The following is a 17,732-nucleotide window of genomic DNA, read 5'->3' as shown; positions in this document are numbered from 1 at the left end:
CGCATCTTTCCTGTACAGTTACTTCATCAAGGACTGCTTTTGCCTAAGAGTTTTTCAACGCAATAGGTCGTAAGCAGACGCTACAACAGGTCTGCAATCTGCCAAAAGCGCACGGTCATTTCGTCAAGCAATACCGCTGTAGCCCCGCAAGGCGCAACGATTGGACACGAACAGGTATCAAGTGGGCTTAGACATCTATATCGAAGCAGAGGATTCACTAACACTCTCGAAGCTGGAACGGGCGGCGACTATGGCAGGTGCTTCCGAGGTCACGGTCGAGGGTAACGAACTGACAGCCCGTTTTGCGTCCGGCCTGATGTTGTGGACAGTGGACAAACCCGGCGACCGGAGGCTTTGCGCTGAGGATACGAAAGGCTTGGCGTTCTCAGTAGGGAGGCTATGCCATCTCCGTATCAAGGGGCCGACAGTTGGCGAAACTTGCCCATTTGGCGAAATCGAGCAGCTCGCCAAATCAATCGCGCAGGTTTGCCCCTCTTCATTCGTCATCAGTTTTCAGTTCGAACAGACCTTATATTGGCGGGACAGGTCGGGCCTGCATTGCCGGGAAGAGCCGACACGGTAAATCAGGAGGTTGACCGGCGATCCATGGCAGCTATGGATCGAAAGCGCGCGCATGGCTATTCGCTTCCAGCCTGAGCGAAGTTCAGTCAGGCCGCAGCCAGCTTGGCGGCTTCTCCTTCCTGATGGTTTTAACCGAGCCATACGTTCGATCAATCAGAAACCAGTGCTACCAACGAAAGGACAAAACATGGCAAAGCTCCACGATTTCGTTTCGTCGATCGTCTGGACCGGAAACCGCGGAGAAGGAACCCGCAGCTACAAAGGCTACGATCGCACCTGGGATATCGCCTTGCCCGGCAAGGACGTCGTCCACTGTTCGAACGATCCCCTGCTCGGCGGCGATCCGGCCAGGATGAATCCCGAAGACCTGCTGATCTCGGCCTTGTCCGCCTGCCACATGCTCTGGTACTTGCACCTTGCCAGCAATGCCGGGATCGTCGTGACGGGCTACCGGGACGATCCGGTCGGCCACGGCGAGACGCTGCCGAACGGAGCGGGACGATTTCTTTCCGCGGTCCTCCGGCCGAGCATTTCGGTGCAGGAAGGAGCGGACTTGAAGCTTGCCACTGAGCTTCATGAGAAAGTGCATGACTTCTGCTTCATTGCACGATCCGTCAATTTCCCCGTGAGCTATGAGCCGACTTTCAATGTAGTCGCCCGATAAGCCTACTGCGTGGCAGGCCGCATCAGGGCGCTCCCGCGCAGCGGCAGCTGCATCGACACGGCGGACGCCGCCAGGAGCAGCACGCCCGCGCTGCCGAAGGCGACCCAGTGGGTGCCGAAGTGCTCGAAGCCCCAGCCGCCCAGCCAGGAGCTGAGCATGGCGCCGACCTGGTGGCCGAGGTAGGCGGTGCCGTACATCACGCCGACCAGGCGCACGCCGTAGATATCGGCCAGCATCGCCGACGAGGTGGCGATGCTGCCGGCCCAGACCATGCCGCCGATCGCCGCGGCGACGTACAGCTCCCAATGGGTGCCGACGACGAGCAACGCGAAGAAGCCGAGGCCGCGCACGAAATAGATCGTGGCGAGGATGTTGCGGCGCGGGACCTTGTCCGACAGCCGGCCCAACACCAAGGTGCCGAGGATGGCGACCAGGCCGATCAGGCCGATGCCGTAGGAACTCGTCATCGCATCGAAGCCGTGGTCCATCAGCATCGGCACGCCGTGGGTGCCGAGCAGGTTCATGCTGAAGCCGCAGGCGAACAGGCCGGCGACGATCTTCCAGAACGGAGAAGTGCGCAGCGCGGCGCCGAGCGGCAGGCTGGCGGGCGCCGTCTTGGGCGCGGCCGCCTGCGCGCGGATCTGGTCCGGCAGCAGGTCGGTGTGCGCCGGCGCCTCCTCGCGCATGACGAACAGCGCGGCCGGCACCGTCACCACCGTGAACAGGGCCGCGAAGCCGAGCAGGGTCGACTGCCAGCCGACTGCGCCGATGGCCCAGGTGAGCACGGGCGTGAGCACCGCCATCCCCGCCATCGACCCGGTCGACAGGAAGAACAGCGCCATGCCGCGCTGGCGCGTGAACCAGCGGCTGATCACAGGCGTGAGCGCGACCGGGCTGGTGAAGCCGAGACCGACCGACATCGCCACGCCAAAGGCGAGCAGGAAGGAGAGCGGCGTACGCGCATTCACGCTCCAGACTACGGAGCCGACGACGACGGCCGTACCGAGCAGCAGCACGAAGCGCGTGCCGTAGCGCCCGACCAGGTAGCCCGCCAGCGGCATCGCCAGCCCGTAGCACAGCATGCCGACGGCGACGATCGAGGCCAGCAGACTGCGGCTGAAGCCGAGATCCTCGCTAATGGGCAGGAAGAAGGGCCCGATCCCGAGCCGCATGCCGACGGTGAGCGTAGTGAGCAGAGTGGCGGCGGCGACGATGTTCCAGCCGAAGTACCAGGAGCGGCGTGTCATGTGGGCGTTCCATAAGCAGGCCCACTGCGGGCCGGATGCGAGGATTGTAGTCGATCCGGCCCTGCCCCCGGGAGCGGCTCTTCAGCGCCGGGTGGCCAGCGCCACGACCGCGGCGCCCGCCGCCATGACCAGCGCGTCCTCGATCAGGCCGCTCTTGGTCTGGCCCATGCTCGCCATGGCTTTCTTGCGGCCGGCCAGCGTCAGGTAAGCCAGCGGCACGGCAGTCGCCACCGCGACCGCGGCGCCCGCCTTTTCCTCGCCACGCGGCGCCAGCGCGGCGCCGGCGATCCCGGCGCTCAGCACACGCGCCAGCAGGCCGAGGAAGACGGTGCGGTCGGGCGCCGACTTCATCTTGTCGCCGGCCAGCTCGCCCGCGCCCATGGCCAGGGCGCCGTACTTGAACAGCGGACGGTCGAGCAGGAAGAGTTCGCCCGGCGTGTCGCGTTTGGCGAGGCGTGCGGCGGCGATGGTGGCCATCGGCGTCATCGAGCGCGCGCTGGCGACGGCGCCGATCAGGGCGGAAGGAAGCAGGCTGGGTGTGTTCATCGTGTTCTCTCGTCTGGATGGGTTGATCCAATTGTAGAGAGCGGTGTGCGGCCGTGTCGCCACGCACGCCGCCCCGGCGAGCATGAAAGGCGCTTTCCGCAGATAATTCATAAACAAACTATTCAATACTGATGAGGTGAGCGAACCATGATGAAACCGGAACCGGCCGTGCACGCCGCCGGCCAGGACCTGGAGACCGCGGCGCTGCGCTGGGCGACCTTGGCCATCCTGCTCGGCACTTTCGTCGGCAACCTCGGCGTGTCGATCGCGAACGTCGCCCTGCCGAGCATCGCGCAGGACCTGCATGCGCAGGCCGCGCAGGCGATCTGGGTGGTGAATGCCTACCAGCTGGCGATGGTGGTCGCCGTGCTGCCGCTGGCTTCCGTGGGCGAGAAGTTCGGCTACAAGCGCGTCTTCATGGCGGGCCTCTTCGTCTTCACGCTGGCCTCGCTGCTGTGCGCGGTCGCGCCCAACCTGGAGGCGCTGGTGGCGGCGCGCGTGCTGCAGGGCCTGGGCGGCGCCTGCGTCTCGACCATCGTGCCGGCCCTGCTGCGTGCCGTGTTCCCGCCCAGGCTGGTCGGCGCCGGGATCGGCTACCTGGCGCTGACGGTAGCGGTCTCCGCCGCGATCGGCCCGAGCGTCGCGGCCGCCGTCCTCTCGCATGCCAGCTGGCGCTGGTTGTTCGGCCTGAACCTGCCGCTGGCCCTGATCGCGATCGTGCTCGCGGCCCGCATTCTGCCGCGCAGCAGGCCGCTGGCGCGCAGCTTCGACCTCGGCGGCGCCGTGCTGAACGCCGTCACGCTGACCCTGTTCGTCATCGGCGCCAGCGAGCTGGGCGACGCCGCGCAGCGCGGCCTGGCAGCCCTGCTGCTGGTGCTGGGCTGCCTCAGCGCGCTGCTGCTGGTGCGCCACCAGCGCGGCCGCGCGGCGCCGCTGCTGCCGCTCGACCTGCTGCGCATCCCCGTGCTGCGCCTGTCGACCGGCACCTCGATCGCCTCCTACACGGCGCAGACCGTCGCCCTGCTGGCCCTGCCCTTCCTGCTAATCACGGAAATGGGCAAGAGCGCCGCCGCGACCGGTCTCCTGATGACGCCCTGGCCGCTGGTGATCGTGGTCGTCGCCCCGCTGTCGGGCAAGCTGGCCGACCGTTTCGACTCCGAGCGCATCGGTGCGCTTGGTCTGGCCCTGTTCACGCTCGGCCTGGCGACGCTGGCCCTGCTGCCGGCGGCGCCGTCGGATATGGACATCGTCTGGCGCGTGACCCTGTGCGGGATCGGCTTCGGCCTGTTCCAGACGCCCAACAACCGGCTCCTGCTGACCTCCGCGCCGCCCGAGCGCAGCGGCGCGGCCGGCGGCCTGATGACGATGGCGCGCATGGTCGGCATGACCGGCGGCGCCGCGCTGGCGACCGTCATGCTCGACCTGTACGGCACGCGCGGTGCCGGCACGGCGCTGGGCATCGCCGCAGGCGTGGCCGGGCTGGGATTGCTGGTGGCGGTGCTGCGCATGCGGCAAGGACCAAGCGCGGCCCCGGCCTGATGTCGCATCGGTTTGCGCCGGCGAAAAAAAACGGCGCCGACCGATGGTCCACGCCGTTTCGCCATGCTGCGAATGCCCGCCACTGCCTCTTATGTGCGCCAGTGCTTGCCCAGCAACTCGCGTTTGCTGCCTCTCGGGCAGGAACAGCCGTTCGGCCGCCCTGCCCCGTCCATCGCGTAAGGATCAGGACTGTTTGCCGCGCTTGCGGCAGGCGACGCCGGCGCCCAGCAGGGCGATGCCGAACAGCGCCAGCGAACCCGGCTCGGGCACTTCGCCCGGTGGGACCTCGTCTTCTTCACCCAGCTTCAATTGCCCGTTATTGCTAACGAAGAAATTGCGCGGGGTATTCGCGTAGGCCTGGCCATTGCAGCCATTGCCGGTGAAGCCGGCGAAATCGCAGGCCACTTCGTCGACCAGCAGATCCTCCGGATCGCCGACGGTATTGGCATTGGTGAAGGCGAAGGCAAGAATCGATTCGGTCGACAGGTCGGTGCCGTTTTCGCGGAAGAAGTAGCCCGCATCCAGGCTGCCGTTGCTTGCCTGCGCCAGCACCGTGATCTGGCCATTGTTGGTCGGCGAACCGCTCGCGTCGACCTGGCCGCCGCCGCCCGCCAGGACGCTGAACTCGGCGATCTGGTTGCCGAGGTCCGCGCCGTAGGTGCCGGCTGCGGTCGCGTACTGGCCGTTGGTCGGGTTCTGGTACATGCGGATCGTGCCGCCGCCGAAAGTGAAGGTGCCGCCCAGATTACCGGTGCCGGTCGCTTCGAAGGTGGCCGTAATGTTCCCGCCCGGGAAGTTAATCGGGAACAGGCGGCCATTGCTATCGGCCTGCGCGATGTTGAACACGCCGTGCTCGGTGAACGAGAAGCTGGTGGCGCCGGTCGGGTTGATCTGGATGAACGAGTTGCCGTTGATGTCGAGGTATTCGTTGACTTCCTGGCCGGAGGCGAAGCCGCCGCCGGTCGGGTTGAAGACCCAGTTGTTCAGGACAGTGGCAGCGTTTGCGCCCCCTGCCATGCTCATCGCGACAGCGGCCGCGGCGGTCAGTTTTTTGAGGAGTTTCATAAATCGGCGATCCTTGCGTTGATTGGTTGTTCGGTGCTGCTTACGTTAAGTAGCAAGCATCGTTCCAGAAAACGCAATGTGTTCAAAATCAACCGGTTACAATCGCCCGTGACACAATCCATCGATCGAGTGTAAAGAATCTCGACTCAGCATTTAACAGAAATAGCAACTATCCGGCTTGACCTAACCCGGCGACAACATGGTTCTATCGGGGAACATTCCGCTAGAATCGCGGCATTCCCATATCAGAATGCAACTCATGAAGATCAGCCTTGCCCTGTCGATGCTCTTCAGCGCTTGTGCACTCGGCACGGCGGCGCATGCAGTTGAAACCTGGACGCTGCCCGGGACCAAAGCAGTTTGTCTGGCAAAAGGCGGGGTATGGGAAAAACGGGGAATGCCGGGCGATCCCCAGGACCGGGAAGTCTGTGTGCTGAACGCGCCCGACGCCGGCAAGCAGTGCAGCTCGTCGGCGCGATGCCTGTCCGGCTGGTGCAGGCCGAATGCGAAGGAAGGGTGGAAACCCGCGGGCGAAAAGGCGCCGGGCGTGTGCGAGGCGGTCCGGCAGGTCAATGGTTGCGTGCAGGGACTCGACAAGGGGGTGATCGTCGATATTCCCTGCGTGATGTAGTCGGGACTAGCCGGCCGGGCCTCTCGAGGTCCCAGCCCCGGTATCCATCATTCGCCGCGCGCGTCCTGCAAGGCCCGCCACTGCACCTTGCCTGTCCCCGACTTCGGCAGCGCTTCCCGAAACTCGACGATGCGCGGACTTTTATAGGCCGCCATGTTCGCATGCGACCACTCGACGATGTCCTGCTCCGTCACCTGGCCGTGGAAGCCGTCCTTCAGCACCACCACCGCCTTGACCGTCTCGCCGCGCCGCGCATCCACGCCCGATACCACGCAGACTTCGCGGATCGCCGGATGGCGGTACATCAGCGCCTCCACTTCCGCCGGCCACACCTTGTAGCCCGAGGCGTTGATCATGCGTTTGAGGCGGTCGGTCATGAAGAAGTAGCCGTCCTCGTCGACCTTGCCGATGTCGCCGGTGCGGAGAAAACGCTTGCCGTCGATCTCGATGAAAGCGTCGCGGGTCGCGTCCTCGTTGTTCCAGTAGCCCAGCATCACCTGCGGGCCGTGCACGACGATCTCGCCGACTTCGTCCACGCCAAGCGTCGCAAAGGTGTCGGCATCGATCACGCGTGCGTCGACGTCCTGGATCGGGATGCCGAGGCACTGCTTCTTCGGGCGTTCGGGCGGGTTGACGTGGGTCGGCGCGATGGTCTCGGACATGCCGTAGCCCTCGATGTAGTCGATGCCGAGCAGTTCCTGCATCTTGCGCGCGATGGCTTCGGGCATGGCGGCGCCTCCGCCGCTCAGGCGCCGGATGGAAGACAGGTCGTATTCCATCACGCGTGGGCTCGACAGCAGGTCGATCACCATCGTCGAGATCAGCTGGGTGGCGTTGACGCGGTGGCGGCGGATGCATTCGGCTGCCATGTCGCGGTCCCAGCGCGCCATCAGCACGACGGTGGCGCCGGCGAAGATGGGCCCGTTCATCCCGCCCTGCATGCCGGTCACGTGGAACAGGGGCAGGACGCTCAGCGCGATCGAATCCTGCTGCGAGCCGAACCACTGCATGCCGGCCAGCGCGTTGTACATGACGCTGCGGTGGGTGTGCATGCAGCCTTTCGGCAGGCCCGTGGTGCCCGAGGTGTAGGGCATGACGCAGAGCTCAGCCGGACCGGCCGTCAAGGGACCGGGCCTGGCATCGCGCGCCAGCATGGCGCTCCACAGGACGACGCCCTCGCCTTCGATCTGGCGGCGCGGCGCGGACACGAACTCGGGGACGGCGAGGTCGGTCGGCGTTGTCAGGTAGTCGGAATACGCGGCCACCAGCACGTGGCGAAGGCCGGCGTTCATCAACGGCGCCACCTGCGGATACAGGTCCTGCGGCACGAAGATGGTCGTGGCGCCGGTGTCGCTGACGTAGTGGCGCAGCTCCTCGGTCAGGTTCATCGGATTGACCGGCACCACCACCGCGTTCGCGCGCAGGATGGCGTAGTAGGCGATGACGAACTGGGGGCTGTTCTGCATGTAGAGCAGGACGCGGTCGCCCTGCTTCACGCCGCACTCCTGCTGGAGGTAGCCGGCGACGCGCTTGACCTCGCGCTTGAGTTCCGCGTAGGTGATGGGGGAATCGTAGAAGACCAGGGCCGGCTTGTCCGGGTAGCGGACGCTCGAGACTTCCAGGTTGTAGAACAGGTTGGTATCGGGGACGGTCAGGTGGCGCGGCAGGCCGCGCGGCCAGAACTGGGCGTGACGCTCTTGCATGGTGCGGTGTCTCCTAGGCGTGTTCGATGCGGCCGCCGCTCCGGCGCGGCGGCCGGGAGACGGCGGCCTTGCTTGCTTATGCGGCGGCTTGCGGACGGCGGCGGAACAGCGCCTTGCCGTCGATGGTGCAGACCTCGTCGCCCTTCTGGTTGGTGGCGACCCAGGTCGAGTAGACCACGCCGCGGTCCGGCTTCGAACTCGACGGCTTGACCTCCTTCGTGACGTAGCGGACCTTCAGGGTGTCGCCGGCGCGCACCGGCTGCAGCCAGCGCACGCCGTCCAGGCCCGGCGAACCCATGCTCGCTTCCTCGCAGCCCATGCCGTCGAGGACGATGCGCATCATCATGGCGCAGGTGTGCCAGCCGCTGGCGATCACGCCGCCGTAGATCGACTTCGCGGCCGCCTCCTTATCGACGTGGAAGGGCTGGGGGTCGAACTGCTTCGCGAAGGCGATGATCTCGTCCTCGTTGACGGTACGCTCACCGAGCTCGATCTCCTGGCCCGGCACGAAGTCGTCGAAATACCATTGCTTCCTCATGCGGCGGCCCTTTCAGCAAAACCCGGCTGGGCCATGAAGCGCGCCAGGTGGTGGTCGCTGTCGCCCAGGGTCAGTTCGATCGTGGCCAGGCGCTTGAAGTAGTGGGCGGCCGGCAGTTCGTCGGTCACGCCCATGCCGCCGTGCAGCTGCACCGCCTGCTGGCCGACGTAGCGTGCGGCCTGGTTGATGCGGTACTTGGCGGCCGAGACGGCGCGGCGGCGTTCGTTGGCATCGTTCGAGGCCAGCTTCACCGCCGCGAGCAGCGCCATCGAGCGCGCCTGTTCCAAATGGATGTACATGTCGGCCATGCGGTGCTGCAGGGCCTGGAACTTGCCGATCGGGGCGCCGAACTGCTGGCGGGTCTTCAGGTATTCCAGGGTCGCTTCGAAGATGGCTTCCATCGCGCCCAGCGCTTCGGCGCACAGCAGGCCGGCGCCGTAGTCGAGGGCGGCGTCGAGGATGCTCGCGCCCTTGCCTTCTTCACCCAGCAGCGCCGCACGCGGCACCTGCACGTTCTCGAAACGCACATCCGCGGCGCGCTGGCCGTCCAGGGTGCGGTAGCCGTTCGTGCTGATGCCCGCGGTATCGACAGGCAGAACGAACAGCGACACGCCGTCCTGGCCGCGCTGTTCGCCGCCGGTGCGCGCCGAGACGATCAGCATGCCCGCTTCGGCGCCGTGGCTGACGACCTTCTTCTCGCCGTTGAGAATCCAGCCGTCGCCATTGGCTGCGGCGCGGGTGGCGATGTCGAACATGTCGTGGCGCGACTGGCGCTCGCCCAGGGCGCAGGCCAGCCTCAAGCCGCCGCTGGCGACTTGTTCGAGCAGTTCGCCGCGTCCGCCCGCCAGGCGCAGGAATTCGGCGCCGAGCACGGTGGCAAAATAGGGTTCGACGACCAGGCCGCGGCCCAGTTCCTGCATGACGACGAACATGTCGACCGCATTGCCGCTGAAGCCGCCGGATTCCTCGGGCACCGGCAGCGCCGTCATGCCGAGTTCGGCCAGCGTGGCCCATGCCGCGTCCGACGTTCCGCTATCGGAGTGAATGATCGCGCGGCGCGCCTCGAAGCCGTAGTCGCGGCCGATCCAGCGCTTGAGCGCGTCCGCGAACTGGAGCTGCTCGGAAGTGAAATTGAAGTCCATGCCGTCTCCTTACAGGCCCAGGATCATCTGGGTGATGATGTTGCGTTGGATCTCGTTCGAGCCGCCGTAGATGGAGGTCTTGCGATAGTTGAAGTAGTGCGACAGCAGCGGCGCGGCATCGTCGTCCTCGACCAGGCTGTGTTCGCGCTCGCCTTCCAGGTAGGCCGGATCGAAAGGCAGGGCCATCGGGCCGACGGCTTCCACCATCAGTTCGGACAGCTGCTGCTGGATGTCGGTGCCGCGCACCTTCAGCACCGAGGCTTCCGGGCCCGGTCCCTTGTCGGCGCGCGAGAGCACGCGCAGCACGGTCATCTCCAGCGCCATCAGTTCGATTTCCAGCGCGGCCAGCTTGGCGCCGAACAGCGGATCCTCGATCAGGGGCTTGCCGTTCTTCCGTTCGCGCGCGGCGAGGCCCTTCAGGAAGGCCAGTTCGCGTTTGCTGCGGCCGACGGCGGCAATGCCGGTGCGCTCGTGGCCGAGCAGGTACTTGGCATAGGTCCAGCCCTTGTTTTCCTGGCCGATCAGGTTCGCCACCGGCACGCGCACGTTGTCGAAGAAGACTTCGTTCACTTCGTGGTCTTCGTCGAGCATGATGATCGGACGCACCGTGATGCCGGGGCTGTGCATGTCGATCAAGAGGAACGAGATGCCCTCCTGCTTGCGTACGCCGGTATCGGTGCGCACCAGGCAGAAGATCATGTCGGCGTGCTGGGCCAGCGTGGTCCAGGTCTTCTGGCCGTTGACGATGTAGTGGTCGCCGTCGCGGACCGCGGTGGTCTTCAGCGAGGCGAGATCGGAGCCGGCGCCCGGTTCCGAATAGCCCTGGCACCACCAGTCCTCGCAGGACAGGATGCGCGGCAGGTAATAGGCTTTTTGCTCGGCGTTGCCGAAGGCCATGATGACGGGGGCGACCATGTTGACGCCGAAGGGCATGATCTGGGGGGTGCCGGCACGTGCGCATTCCTCGTCGAAGATGTGGCGCTGCACCGGGGTCCAGCCCGGGCCGCCGAACTCGACCGGCCAGCCGGGCGCGACCCAGCCCTTCTCCGCCAGAATCTTGTGCCAGCGTACGCTGTCTTCCTTGGAGAGGCGCAGGTGGCTGCGCACCTTGTGCTGCAGGTCGGCAGGCAAGGCCTCGGCCAGGAAGGCCCGCACTTCATCGCGAAATGCCAGGTCTTCGTCGGTGTAATTCAGGTCCATTCGGTCTCCTCGTTATTCGTCGCGCCGGGCGAAAAAGCACGATCGTTCTGCAATGATTCTAACCGAAAAGCTGAAGTGTTTTGCAAATAAAATATCTCGAAGCGGGGGGGGTATTCGAATCGGTTATCACGTAGCTTGGACAGCCACGGATGTAGGGGTTGGTGAGGCCAATGGCCTCACCAACGGCTTCACCGGGCTCTGCCCACGCGCTTACGACGCATGCACGCCGAAACCTTGCTTCCAAGCGTTGCGGTGTGCATGGGCACGTACGCGTGGAGTCAGGACTCCACCCTACAATTCACGGCGCATCGTAGGGTGGGCACTCTGTGCCCACGCGGTACGGCACGTGAGCAGTGTTCGCGCGAGCCGCATGGTATCGGGCGATGAGTCCGCGTGGGCACGGAGTGCCCACCCTACGCTCCTCACGATTCGTCGGTCGAAAAAAAAGCTCCCGAAGGAGCTTTCTTGTAGAGCAAGGCTGATCAGTTGCCACGTCCCGGCACCATGTACGGCATCGTGCGCGAGGCCATGCGGGTATCGGTCTTCAGCATGCCGGCCTCGTCCGCCAGGATATGCGCAGCCTCCTGCAGCAGCACGTCCTTCGCATCCTTGGCCGCCTTTTCGGCCGCGATCTCCGCCGACAGCGCGCGCTCGTCGGCCTGCAGGCCGTCGTCGCGCTGCAGCGAGTTGCGCGAAGCGACCACGGTCTTGGCCGGACGGGTCGGCTCCGGCACCTTGCTGCGCGCTTCCTTGCCGCCTGGCGCTGCCGCCGGTTCGTCCGGGGTGGTCGCGCCCTTGCCTGCCGCCAGGCGCGCTTCGCGCATCTTGGCGCGCGCGTCCTGGGCGTCGCGTTCCTTGCGGCGCACGGCTTCGTTCAGCGAGATCGCGTTTTCCTTGCGCAGCTTGACCACTTCGGCGATGTCTTCGCGCAGGTCCTGGATGTCGCGGTCCTTGGCGATGCGCGCTTCGTGGCGCTTCTGCAGCGGGGCCACCAGTTCCTTCAGGTCGCCCGAAGGCACGTAGTTGGCCGGCTTGATCGAGACCCAGGGCAGCGCGTTATCGAACGAGGATTCGCCGAACATGTCCGGATCGGTGGTCACCGGCAGCTTGATGTCGGGCGTGACGCCGCGCAGCTGGGTGGTGCCGCCGTTGATGCGGAAGAACTGGGCGATCGTCATCTTCAGTTCGCCGTAGCGCACCTTGTCCGACTGCGAGAAACGGTCGAGGTCGATCAGGGTCTGGACCGTGCCCTTGCCGAAGCTCGGCTCGCCGATCACGAGGCCGCGGCCGTAATCCTGGATCGCGGCGGCGAAGATCTCGGACGCCGAGGCCGAGCCGCGGTTGATCAGCACGCCCATCGGGCCGTCCCAGGCCAGGCCCGGCACCGTGTCGTTTTCGACTTCGACGCGGCCTTCGGCGGTGCGCTGCTGCACCACCGGGCCCTTGTCGATGAACAGGCCCGTCAGTTCGACCGCTTCCACCAGCGAGCCGCCGCCGTTGTTGCGCAGGTCGATCAGGACGTTGTCGACTTTATCCTTCTTCAGCTCGCCCAGGATGCGGGCGACGTCGCGGGTGGCGCTCTTGAAGTCCTTGTCGCCCTTGCGGCGCGCTTCGAAGTCCTGGTAGAAGGTCGGCAGCGAGATCACGCCGATGCGGCGCGTCACGCCGTTATCCTTGACCTGGATGATCGACTTCTTGGCGGCCTGCTCTTCCATGCTGATTTTCTTGCGCACCATCGAGACGGTCACGTGCTTGGCGTCGACGCCGGCGTCGCCCGGGATCACGTCCAGGCGCACGGTCGAGCCCTTCTCGCCGCGCACTAGCTGCACGACGTCGTCGATGCGCCAGCCGAGCACGTCGGTGAACGGACCGCTGCCCTGCGCCACGCCGACGATGCGGTCGCCCACTTTCAGTTTGCCGGACTTGTCGGCCGGGCTGCCCGGCACGATTTCGCGGATCACGGTGTAGTCGTCGCGCGACTGCAGCACGGCGCCGATGCCCTCGAGCGAGAGGCGCATCGCGATGTCGAAGTTGTCGGCCGAGCGCGGGCCCAGGTAGTTGGTGTGCGGCTCGATCGCGGTGGCGTACGCGTTCATGAACATCTGGAACACGTCTTCGTTGTTCAGCTTCTTCATGCGCCCGATGTAGTTCTCGTAGCGCTTGTCGAGCGTCTCGCGGATCGCCTTTTCTTCCTTGCCGGCCAGTTTCAGGCGCAGCCAGTCGTTCTTGACGCGCTTGCGCCACAAATCGCGGATCTCGTCCTCGCTCTTGGCCCACGGGGCTTTTTCGCGGTCGAGCTGCAGGGTCTCGTCGACGGTAAAGTCGAGTTTGGTCTTGAGCAGGCTGCGCGCGTAGTTCATGCGGTCGGCAAAGCGCTGCTGGTACAGGTTGTAGATCGTGAACGGCGGGTTCAGGTCTTCGTTGTTGATCGCATCGTCGAGCTTGGTGCGCAGGGGCGCGAAGCGGTCGATGTCGGCCTGGGTGAAGTAGAGCTTTTCGCTGTCCAGGGTTTCGAAGTAGTTGTCGAAGATCTTTTCCGACATGGCGTCGTCGAGCGGGGTCGCCTTGTAGTGGTAGCGGCCCAGCACGCGCGAGGCCCACAGCGCGGCTTGCGTCTGTGCGGCAACGGGCTTCATCTGGGTCGACGCGACTTTTTCCGGCTGGGCAGTGACGGCGTGCGTGGACACGGCACAGGCTGTAGCCAGGGCAAGGATCAACATCTGCTTCTTCATGTATTCGTTCTCCGAACGTGAACTATTCGAGTGACTGCCTTGCGCCGGATACTTGCAGTATCGACGGCGCGCGAACCCATTCTACAGGAACGGCGGCCCGCGTCGAGTCGGCTTGTGCCATGCATACGCCATCGATTAAGGTTGGCTTAAGCCGGCATGGTCAGCCTCGTATCAATGCCAATGTACTAGTCGCAACAACAGGTCGTGCCACAGGTAGATGGCGCCACCGAAGCCAAGCACAAGTACCCAGGGCCAGGAACGTGCCGCCAGGCGCCAGTCGACCGGGGATGGCCAGAAGGACAGGAACTGGGGCGCCAGCAGCACGGCGATCAACAGGTCCAGCGGCGCGAAGCGCCAGCCGGGCCCGGTGCGCCAGGCCGCCACGGCGAGCGGCAGCAGCAGGATCAGCAGCGGCGCCAGCGCGGCCGGGGCGGCGTTGTACCAGCGCAGGTTGGCGAAGGTGACGGAGCCGAGTTCCCAGATCTTGCCCTTGCGGCGCGGGAACAGGCTGATGTTGGTCGGCTCGGCATTGGTGAGCAGGCCGACGCCGAAGTGCGCCAGCTCGTGGCACAGCGTGCCGGGTGCGGTGAGAAGGAAGAACGCGGGATGCGCGCCCGACAGCATCCAGAACAGGAAGGCCGTCGCGATCGACGGCACCAGGTACAGCAAAATGTCGCCATGGCTGCACAGCAAGCCCGGCAGGTAGGCGCTACACGCGGGCACGCGGCCTCTTCTTATTGCGAGTAGAAGCAGCGCCCGCAGGCCTGGCGGTAGCTTTCGTTGCCGCCGATGCTGACCTGCTCGCCCTCGCGGATGCGGCGGCCTTGCTCGTCGACGCGCACGTTCATGGTCGCCTTCTTGCCGCAGGTGCAGATGTTCTTGATTTCCTCGATGTCGTCGGCCAATGCCAGCAAATAAGCCGAACCGGGGAAAGGATCGCCGCGGAAATCGCTGCGCAGGCCGTAGCAGATCACGGGCACGCCCTTTACCTGGGCCAGCTGGTGCAGCTGCTGTACTTGTTCCTTGGTGAGGAACTGGGCCTCGTCGACCAGCACGCAGGCCACTTTCGGCGCGGCCGCGAGGAAATTGGTGCCGGTGTCGAACGTATCGACCTGGCGCTGGGGTCCCAGGCGCGAGGTGATCAGGCCGACGCCGTAGCGGTCGTCGATCACCGCCGTGTAGAGCTTGACCTGCTGGCCCTGCTCTTCATAGTTGTGCGCCACCTGCAGCAGCGCCGTCGATTTGCCGGCGTTCATCGCCGAATACCTGAAATAGAGTTTTGCCACTGCCTTGCCCGTACGCCAATGTGAATCGAGAAATTATAGCAAGGCAGGCAAGGGCCGCGCCAGCTCAGCCGTTGACTACTTTGGCCGGATTGCCGACCACCGTCGCGCCCGCCGGCACGTCGCGCGTGACGACGCTGCCGGCGCCGACGATGGCATCGTCGCCGATGGTCACGCCCGGCAGCACGATGGCGCCGCCGCCGATCCACACGTTTTTGCCGATGGTGACGGCCACGCCCTGCTCCAGGCCGCTGCGCCGCAGGGCCGGGTCGTGCGGATGGTCGGCCGTGTAGATCTGCACGGCCGGGCCGATGCGGGTGTCGTCGCCGATGGTCACGAGCGCCGTGTCGAGGATCACGCAGTTGTAGTTCATGAAGACATTGGCGCCGACGCGGATGTTGAAGCCGTAGTCGCAGTAGAACGGCGGACGCAGCATCGCATGCTCGCCCACCGCGCCCAGGCGTTCCTGCAGCAGCCGGTGCCAGACTGGCGCCGGCTCGCCCATGGCCGCGTTGTAGCGCGCCAGCCAGGCCGCGCAGGCTTCCAGTTCCACTTGCAGCTCAGGCGCGCTGGGGTGGTACAGCTCGCCTGCCAGCATCTTGTCTTTCTCGCTGCGTTCCATCATTGCCCCGGGTGGTATTTACGCTCGAGCTGTTTCTCGATGTCCTGCTTGTAGAACAGCACGTCCTTGAATTCGCCGCGGCTGTACATTTCGGCCTGGTCGGCGAAATGCTTCGAGGCCGGGTTACCGCTCTGGCCACCGGCCAGGATGCTCTTCGCCTTCACTTTCGGCCCGAACTCGACCACGGCGACGAAGCTGTTGCCGCGGTCGCCGTAGATGCGCTTGGTCTTTTGCTTGGCGACCATGCCGAAGGACGCGAGCGAGCCCCAGTTGGCCGAGGTGAAGGCGACCGGCCAGCTCGGTTTGCCGTCATCGTATTCCTGATTGATGTCGCCGCTGATGCGCTGGAAGCGGTTGATTTCGCCCCAGGGCGTTTTCCAGGTACCGAAGTCGCGCGTCAGTTTCGCGCCGGCACTCTCCAGCGCGGCGAGGCGCTCATCCGGGTTCAGGCTGCTGGTGATGAAATCGACCGTCGGCACGCCCGCCGCACGCGCCCGCGCCGAGTGCGCCGCGACCATTTCCTGGCCCCAGTAGACGGCGAGCGAGGTCGGCACCGAATTGGCGGCGAAGCGCAGGTCCCAGGCGCGCAGCAGCGCCACCTGTTCGGCCAGCGCCGTCTTGCGCGCATCGTTTGGGGGCAGTGCGTCGAAATCTTTCGTCAACTGCGGCACCAGAGGCTCGAAGGCGGTCAGGTAGCTGTCGTAGGCCGTGGCGATCAGGCTGTCCAGAGTCAGCCCCTTCGCATCCTTCAGCACCCGCTCGGCGTGGCGGCCGCGCGCGTTTTCCGGCAGCGACCACATGTAGGCCGGGTAGGCCTCGCGTTTCGGGCTGTTCGCGCCGGAAGAGCTGAACGGCCAGTTGTTCGTGTTCGAAATGTAGCCGCTGGCCGGGTTGAAGAGCGTGATCGTTTCCGGGATCGCGTGCAGGCCCTGCCATTCGGTGGCGGGGTTGCTGCCGTCGACCGGCTTGCTCCAGTCGAATTTCGGATCGCGCTTCGGGATGAAATTGCCGTGGAAGTAGGCGATGTTGCCGTCGGCGTCGGCGTATACCGTGTTGTTCGAGGAATTCGTTCGCAGTTCCATCGCCTGGTAGAAGGCCTGGTAATTCTTCGCCTTGGTGCGCGACCAGGACTGGGTGAGCGCCTTGACCGGCTCGTCCATCATCTTGACCGCCACCCATTTGCCGTCCTGGCCGCGCACGATCGGGCCGTGGTGGCTGAAGTAGACGGTGATCTTGCGGTTGCCCATCTTGCCGTCGGGCTGCCTGAACGGCAGCGTGAGCGGCACCGCGCGCAGCGCCCGTTCCTCGCCGCCATATTTGTAGAAATATTTGCCCTGGCGTTCGATCACGGTTTCCAGGTACTCGTCGATGACGTCGCCGCCGCCCGAGGTATGCATCCAGCCGGCACGCTCGTTGAAACCCTGGTAGATGAAGAACTGGCCCCAGGTCACGGCGCCGTAGGCGTTCAGCCCCTGTTCGCTGACCATGTGGATTTCGGGGCGGAAGTAGAACGAGGTGTGCGGGTTGATCAGCAGCAGCGGATGGCCCGAAGCGGACAGTTTCGGCGCGATGGCGAAGCCGTTCGAGCCGCGCGGCTCGGCGTCCAATGCATTGGTATTGTCGGCCAGCGTGGGCTGCAGGGTCTTACCGTAGAAGGCTTCGAGTTCCTTCAGGCTGATTTCCTCGATGTCGCCGCCGATGCTGCCCTCGCTGAAGGAGAGCGCCATCCAGGGTTCGAAGCGGGTCAGCAGCTTCGGCTTCACCTCCGGATGCGTGTGCAGATAAAAATTCAGGCCGTCGGCCCAGGCGTTCATCAGCTCCTTCAGCCAGGCCGGGCTGGCCGCGTACTTGGCCTGCATGTCGGCCGGCTGGATGTAGAGCTTCATGCGCAGGTCGCGCCAGATTTCCTTCTCTCCCTCGACTTCGGCCAGGCGTCCCATCGCATTGATGTAGTTGAGCTCGACGCGGTTGAAGTCGTCCTCGGCCTGGGCGTAGATCATGCCGAAGACGGCGTCGGCGTCGCGTTTGCCGAAGACGTGGGGGATGCCCCACTTGTCGCGCATGATCGTGACCCCGTTGGCGGTCTTTTGCCAGCGCGCCAGTTCCGCAGTGCTTGCGCTGCTGCGGGCACTTGCCTTGGTGGCCTTGACCGCGGGTTCGGCCAGCGCCGGGACCGTGCTCGCGGCCAGCGTCGTGGCCAACATCGTTGCTGCAAAACGGGACAGGATCATGCGGACG

The 17,732-nt window shown here is 65.2% G+C and carries 16 protein-coding genes; 4 read left to right on the top strand and 12 right to left on the bottom strand.

Annotated elements, in window-relative coordinates:
* The first annotated feature begins 160 nt into the window (after positions 1 to 160).
* Positions 161 to 583 carry a hypothetical protein gene (locus ACFPQ5_RS23545; RefSeq protein ID WP_379761384.1) on the top strand — a complete coding sequence of 141 codons (423 nt, stop codon included), beginning with the start codon at positions 161 to 163 and terminating at the stop codon, positions 581 to 583.
* 186 nt (positions 584 to 769) lie between these two features.
* Positions 770 to 1,246, top strand: a complete 477-nt coding sequence (locus ACFPQ5_RS23540) for an OsmC family protein (protein ID WP_379761382.1) — start codon at positions 770 to 772, stop codon at positions 1,244 to 1,246.
* A gap of 2 nt (positions 1,247 to 1,248) precedes the next feature.
* Here the strand turns inward: ACFPQ5_RS23540 and ACFPQ5_RS23535 are convergent, their stop codons facing one another.
* Together ACFPQ5_RS23535 and ACFPQ5_RS23530 are read right to left on the bottom strand one after the other, a co-directional pair.
* Positions 1,249 to 2,493 (bottom strand): MFS transporter, encoded by a 1,245-nt coding sequence (locus ACFPQ5_RS23535; protein ID WP_379761380.1) that lies wholly within the window; start codon positions 2,491 to 2,493, stop codon positions 1,249 to 1,251.
* Positions 2,494 to 2,574: 81 nt separating this feature from the next.
* Entirely contained in the window at positions 2,575 to 3,039 is a 465-nt protein-coding gene (locus tag ACFPQ5_RS23530; RefSeq protein WP_379761378.1) for a hypothetical protein, read from the bottom strand.
* A gap of 147 nt (positions 3,040 to 3,186) precedes the next feature.
* Between ACFPQ5_RS23530 and ACFPQ5_RS23525 the strand changes: the two genes are divergently transcribed.
* A complete protein-coding gene (locus ACFPQ5_RS23525; RefSeq protein WP_379761376.1) occupies positions 3,187 to 4,578 on the top strand; it encodes an MFS transporter in 1,392 nt (463 codons plus the stop codon).
* 183 nt (positions 4,579 to 4,761) lie between these two features.
* Here the strand turns inward: ACFPQ5_RS23525 and pepA are convergent, their stop codons facing one another.
* Entirely contained in the window at positions 4,762 to 5,643 is an 882-nt protein-coding gene (pepA, locus tag ACFPQ5_RS23520) for a flocculation-associated PEP-CTERM protein PepA (RefSeq protein ID WP_379761374.1), read from the bottom strand.
* A 259-nt stretch (positions 5,644 to 5,902) separates the two neighbouring features.
* On the opposite strand from pepA, the gene ACFPQ5_RS23515 reads away from it, so the two are divergent.
* Positions 5,903 to 6,274: a hypothetical protein gene (locus tag ACFPQ5_RS23515; RefSeq protein ID WP_379761372.1), complete on the top strand. Its 372-nt coding sequence runs from the start codon at positions 5,903 to 5,905 to the stop codon at positions 6,272 to 6,274.
* Between the two features lie 47 nt (positions 6,275 to 6,321).
* Here the strand turns inward: ACFPQ5_RS23515 and ACFPQ5_RS23510 are convergent, their stop codons facing one another.
* The 9 genes from ACFPQ5_RS23510 to ACFPQ5_RS23470 form a co-directional block, all read right to left on the bottom strand.
* Positions 6,322 to 7,977 carry a long-chain fatty acid--CoA ligase gene (locus ACFPQ5_RS23510; protein WP_379761370.1) on the bottom strand — a complete coding sequence of 552 codons (1,656 nt, stop codon included), beginning with the start codon at positions 7,975 to 7,977 and terminating at the stop codon, positions 6,322 to 6,324.
* A 76-nt stretch (positions 7,978 to 8,053) separates the two neighbouring features.
* A complete protein-coding gene (locus tag ACFPQ5_RS23505) occupies positions 8,054 to 8,515 on the bottom strand; it encodes a MaoC family dehydratase (RefSeq protein WP_379761368.1) in 462 nt (153 codons plus the stop codon).
* Positions 8,512 to 9,657 (bottom strand): acyl-CoA dehydrogenase family protein, encoded by a 1,146-nt coding sequence (locus tag ACFPQ5_RS23500; protein ID WP_379761366.1) that lies wholly within the window; start codon positions 9,655 to 9,657, stop codon positions 8,512 to 8,514. The genes ACFPQ5_RS23505 and ACFPQ5_RS23500 overlap by 4 nt, the downstream gene beginning before the upstream one ends.
* Before the next feature lie 9 nt (positions 9,658 to 9,666).
* Entirely contained in the window at positions 9,667 to 10,857 is a 1,191-nt protein-coding gene (locus tag ACFPQ5_RS23495; protein ID WP_379761363.1) for an acyl-CoA dehydrogenase family protein, read from the bottom strand.
* Positions 10,858 to 11,339: 482 nt separating this feature from the next.
* Positions 11,340 to 13,589 carry a carboxy terminal-processing peptidase gene (locus ACFPQ5_RS23490; RefSeq protein WP_379761361.1) on the bottom strand — a complete coding sequence of 750 codons (2,250 nt, stop codon included), beginning with the start codon at positions 13,587 to 13,589 and terminating at the stop codon, positions 11,340 to 11,342.
* Positions 13,590 to 13,760: 171 nt separating this feature from the next.
* On the bottom strand, positions 13,761 to 14,312 hold the full coding sequence (locus ACFPQ5_RS23485; protein WP_379761359.1) for a hypothetical protein: 552 nt from the start codon (positions 14,310 to 14,312) through the stop codon (positions 13,761 to 13,763).
* Positions 14,313 to 14,323: 11 nt separating this feature from the next.
* A complete protein-coding gene (locus tag ACFPQ5_RS23480; protein WP_379761357.1) occupies positions 14,324 to 14,875 on the bottom strand; it encodes a thymidine kinase in 552 nt (183 codons plus the stop codon).
* Positions 14,876 to 14,939: 64 nt separating this feature from the next.
* Positions 14,940 to 15,494 (bottom strand): sugar O-acetyltransferase, encoded by a 555-nt coding sequence (locus ACFPQ5_RS23475; RefSeq protein ID WP_379761408.1) that lies wholly within the window; start codon positions 15,492 to 15,494, stop codon positions 14,940 to 14,942.
* Positions 15,494 to 17,725 carry a penicillin acylase family protein gene (locus ACFPQ5_RS23470; protein ID WP_379761355.1) on the bottom strand — a complete coding sequence of 744 codons (2,232 nt, stop codon included), beginning with the start codon at positions 17,723 to 17,725 and terminating at the stop codon, positions 15,494 to 15,496. Before ACFPQ5_RS23470 ends, ACFPQ5_RS23475 begins: the two co-directional genes overlap by 1 nt.
* Positions 17,726 to 17,732 lie beyond the last annotated feature (7 nt).

Source organism: Massilia suwonensis (genome assembly GCF_042655665.1).
Lineage (GTDB): Bacteria > Pseudomonadota > Gammaproteobacteria > Burkholderiales > Burkholderiaceae_D > Telluria > Telluria suwonensis.
This window is presented reverse-complemented; position numbering and strand designations above follow the sequence as displayed.

What these genes read in the sequence shown, in the direction of transcription:
- ACFPQ5_RS23540 (WP_379761382.1), top strand. Translation starts at nt 770, where the DNA reads ATGGCAAAGCTCCACGATTTCGTTTCGTCGATCGTCTGGACCGGAAAC.
- ACFPQ5_RS23535 (WP_379761380.1), bottom strand. Translation starts at nt 2,493, where the DNA reads ATGACACGCCGCTCCTGGTACTTCGGCTGGAACATCGTCGCCGCCGCC.
- ACFPQ5_RS23530 (WP_379761378.1), bottom strand. Translation starts at nt 3,039, where the DNA reads ATGAACACACCCAGCCTGCTTCCTTCCGCCCTGATCGGCGCCGTCGCC.
- ACFPQ5_RS23525 (WP_379761376.1), top strand. Translation starts at nt 3,187, where the DNA reads ATGATGAAACCGGAACCGGCCGTGCACGCCGCCGGCCAGGACCTGGAG.
- pepA (WP_379761374.1), bottom strand. Translation starts at nt 5,643, where the DNA reads ATGAAACTCCTCAAAAAACTGACCGCCGCGGCCGCTGTCGCGATGAGC.
- ACFPQ5_RS23515 (WP_379761372.1), top strand. Translation starts at nt 5,903, where the DNA reads ATGAAGATCAGCCTTGCCCTGTCGATGCTCTTCAGCGCTTGTGCACTC.
- ACFPQ5_RS23510 (WP_379761370.1), bottom strand. Translation starts at nt 7,977, where the DNA reads ATGCAAGAGCGTCACGCCCAGTTCTGGCCGCGCGGCCTGCCGCGCCAC.
- ACFPQ5_RS23505 (WP_379761368.1), bottom strand. Translation starts at nt 8,515, where the DNA reads ATGAGGAAGCAATGGTATTTCGACGACTTCGTGCCGGGCCAGGAGATC.
- ACFPQ5_RS23500 (WP_379761366.1), bottom strand. Translation starts at nt 9,657, where the DNA reads ATGGACTTCAATTTCACTTCCGAGCAGCTCCAGTTCGCGGACGCGCTC.
- ACFPQ5_RS23495 (WP_379761363.1), bottom strand. Translation starts at nt 10,857, where the DNA reads ATGGACCTGAATTACACCGACGAAGACCTGGCATTTCGCGATGAAGTG.
- ACFPQ5_RS23490 (WP_379761361.1), bottom strand. Translation starts at nt 13,589, where the DNA reads ATGAAGAAGCAGATGTTGATCCTTGCCCTGGCTACAGCCTGTGCCGTG.
- ACFPQ5_RS23475 (WP_379761408.1), bottom strand. Translation starts at nt 15,494, where the DNA reads ATGGAACGCAGCGAGAAAGACAAGATGCTGGCAGGCGAGCTGTACCAC.
- ACFPQ5_RS23470 (WP_379761355.1), bottom strand. Translation starts at nt 17,725, where the DNA reads ATGATCCTGTCCCGTTTTGCAGCAACGATGTTGGCCACGACGCTGGCC.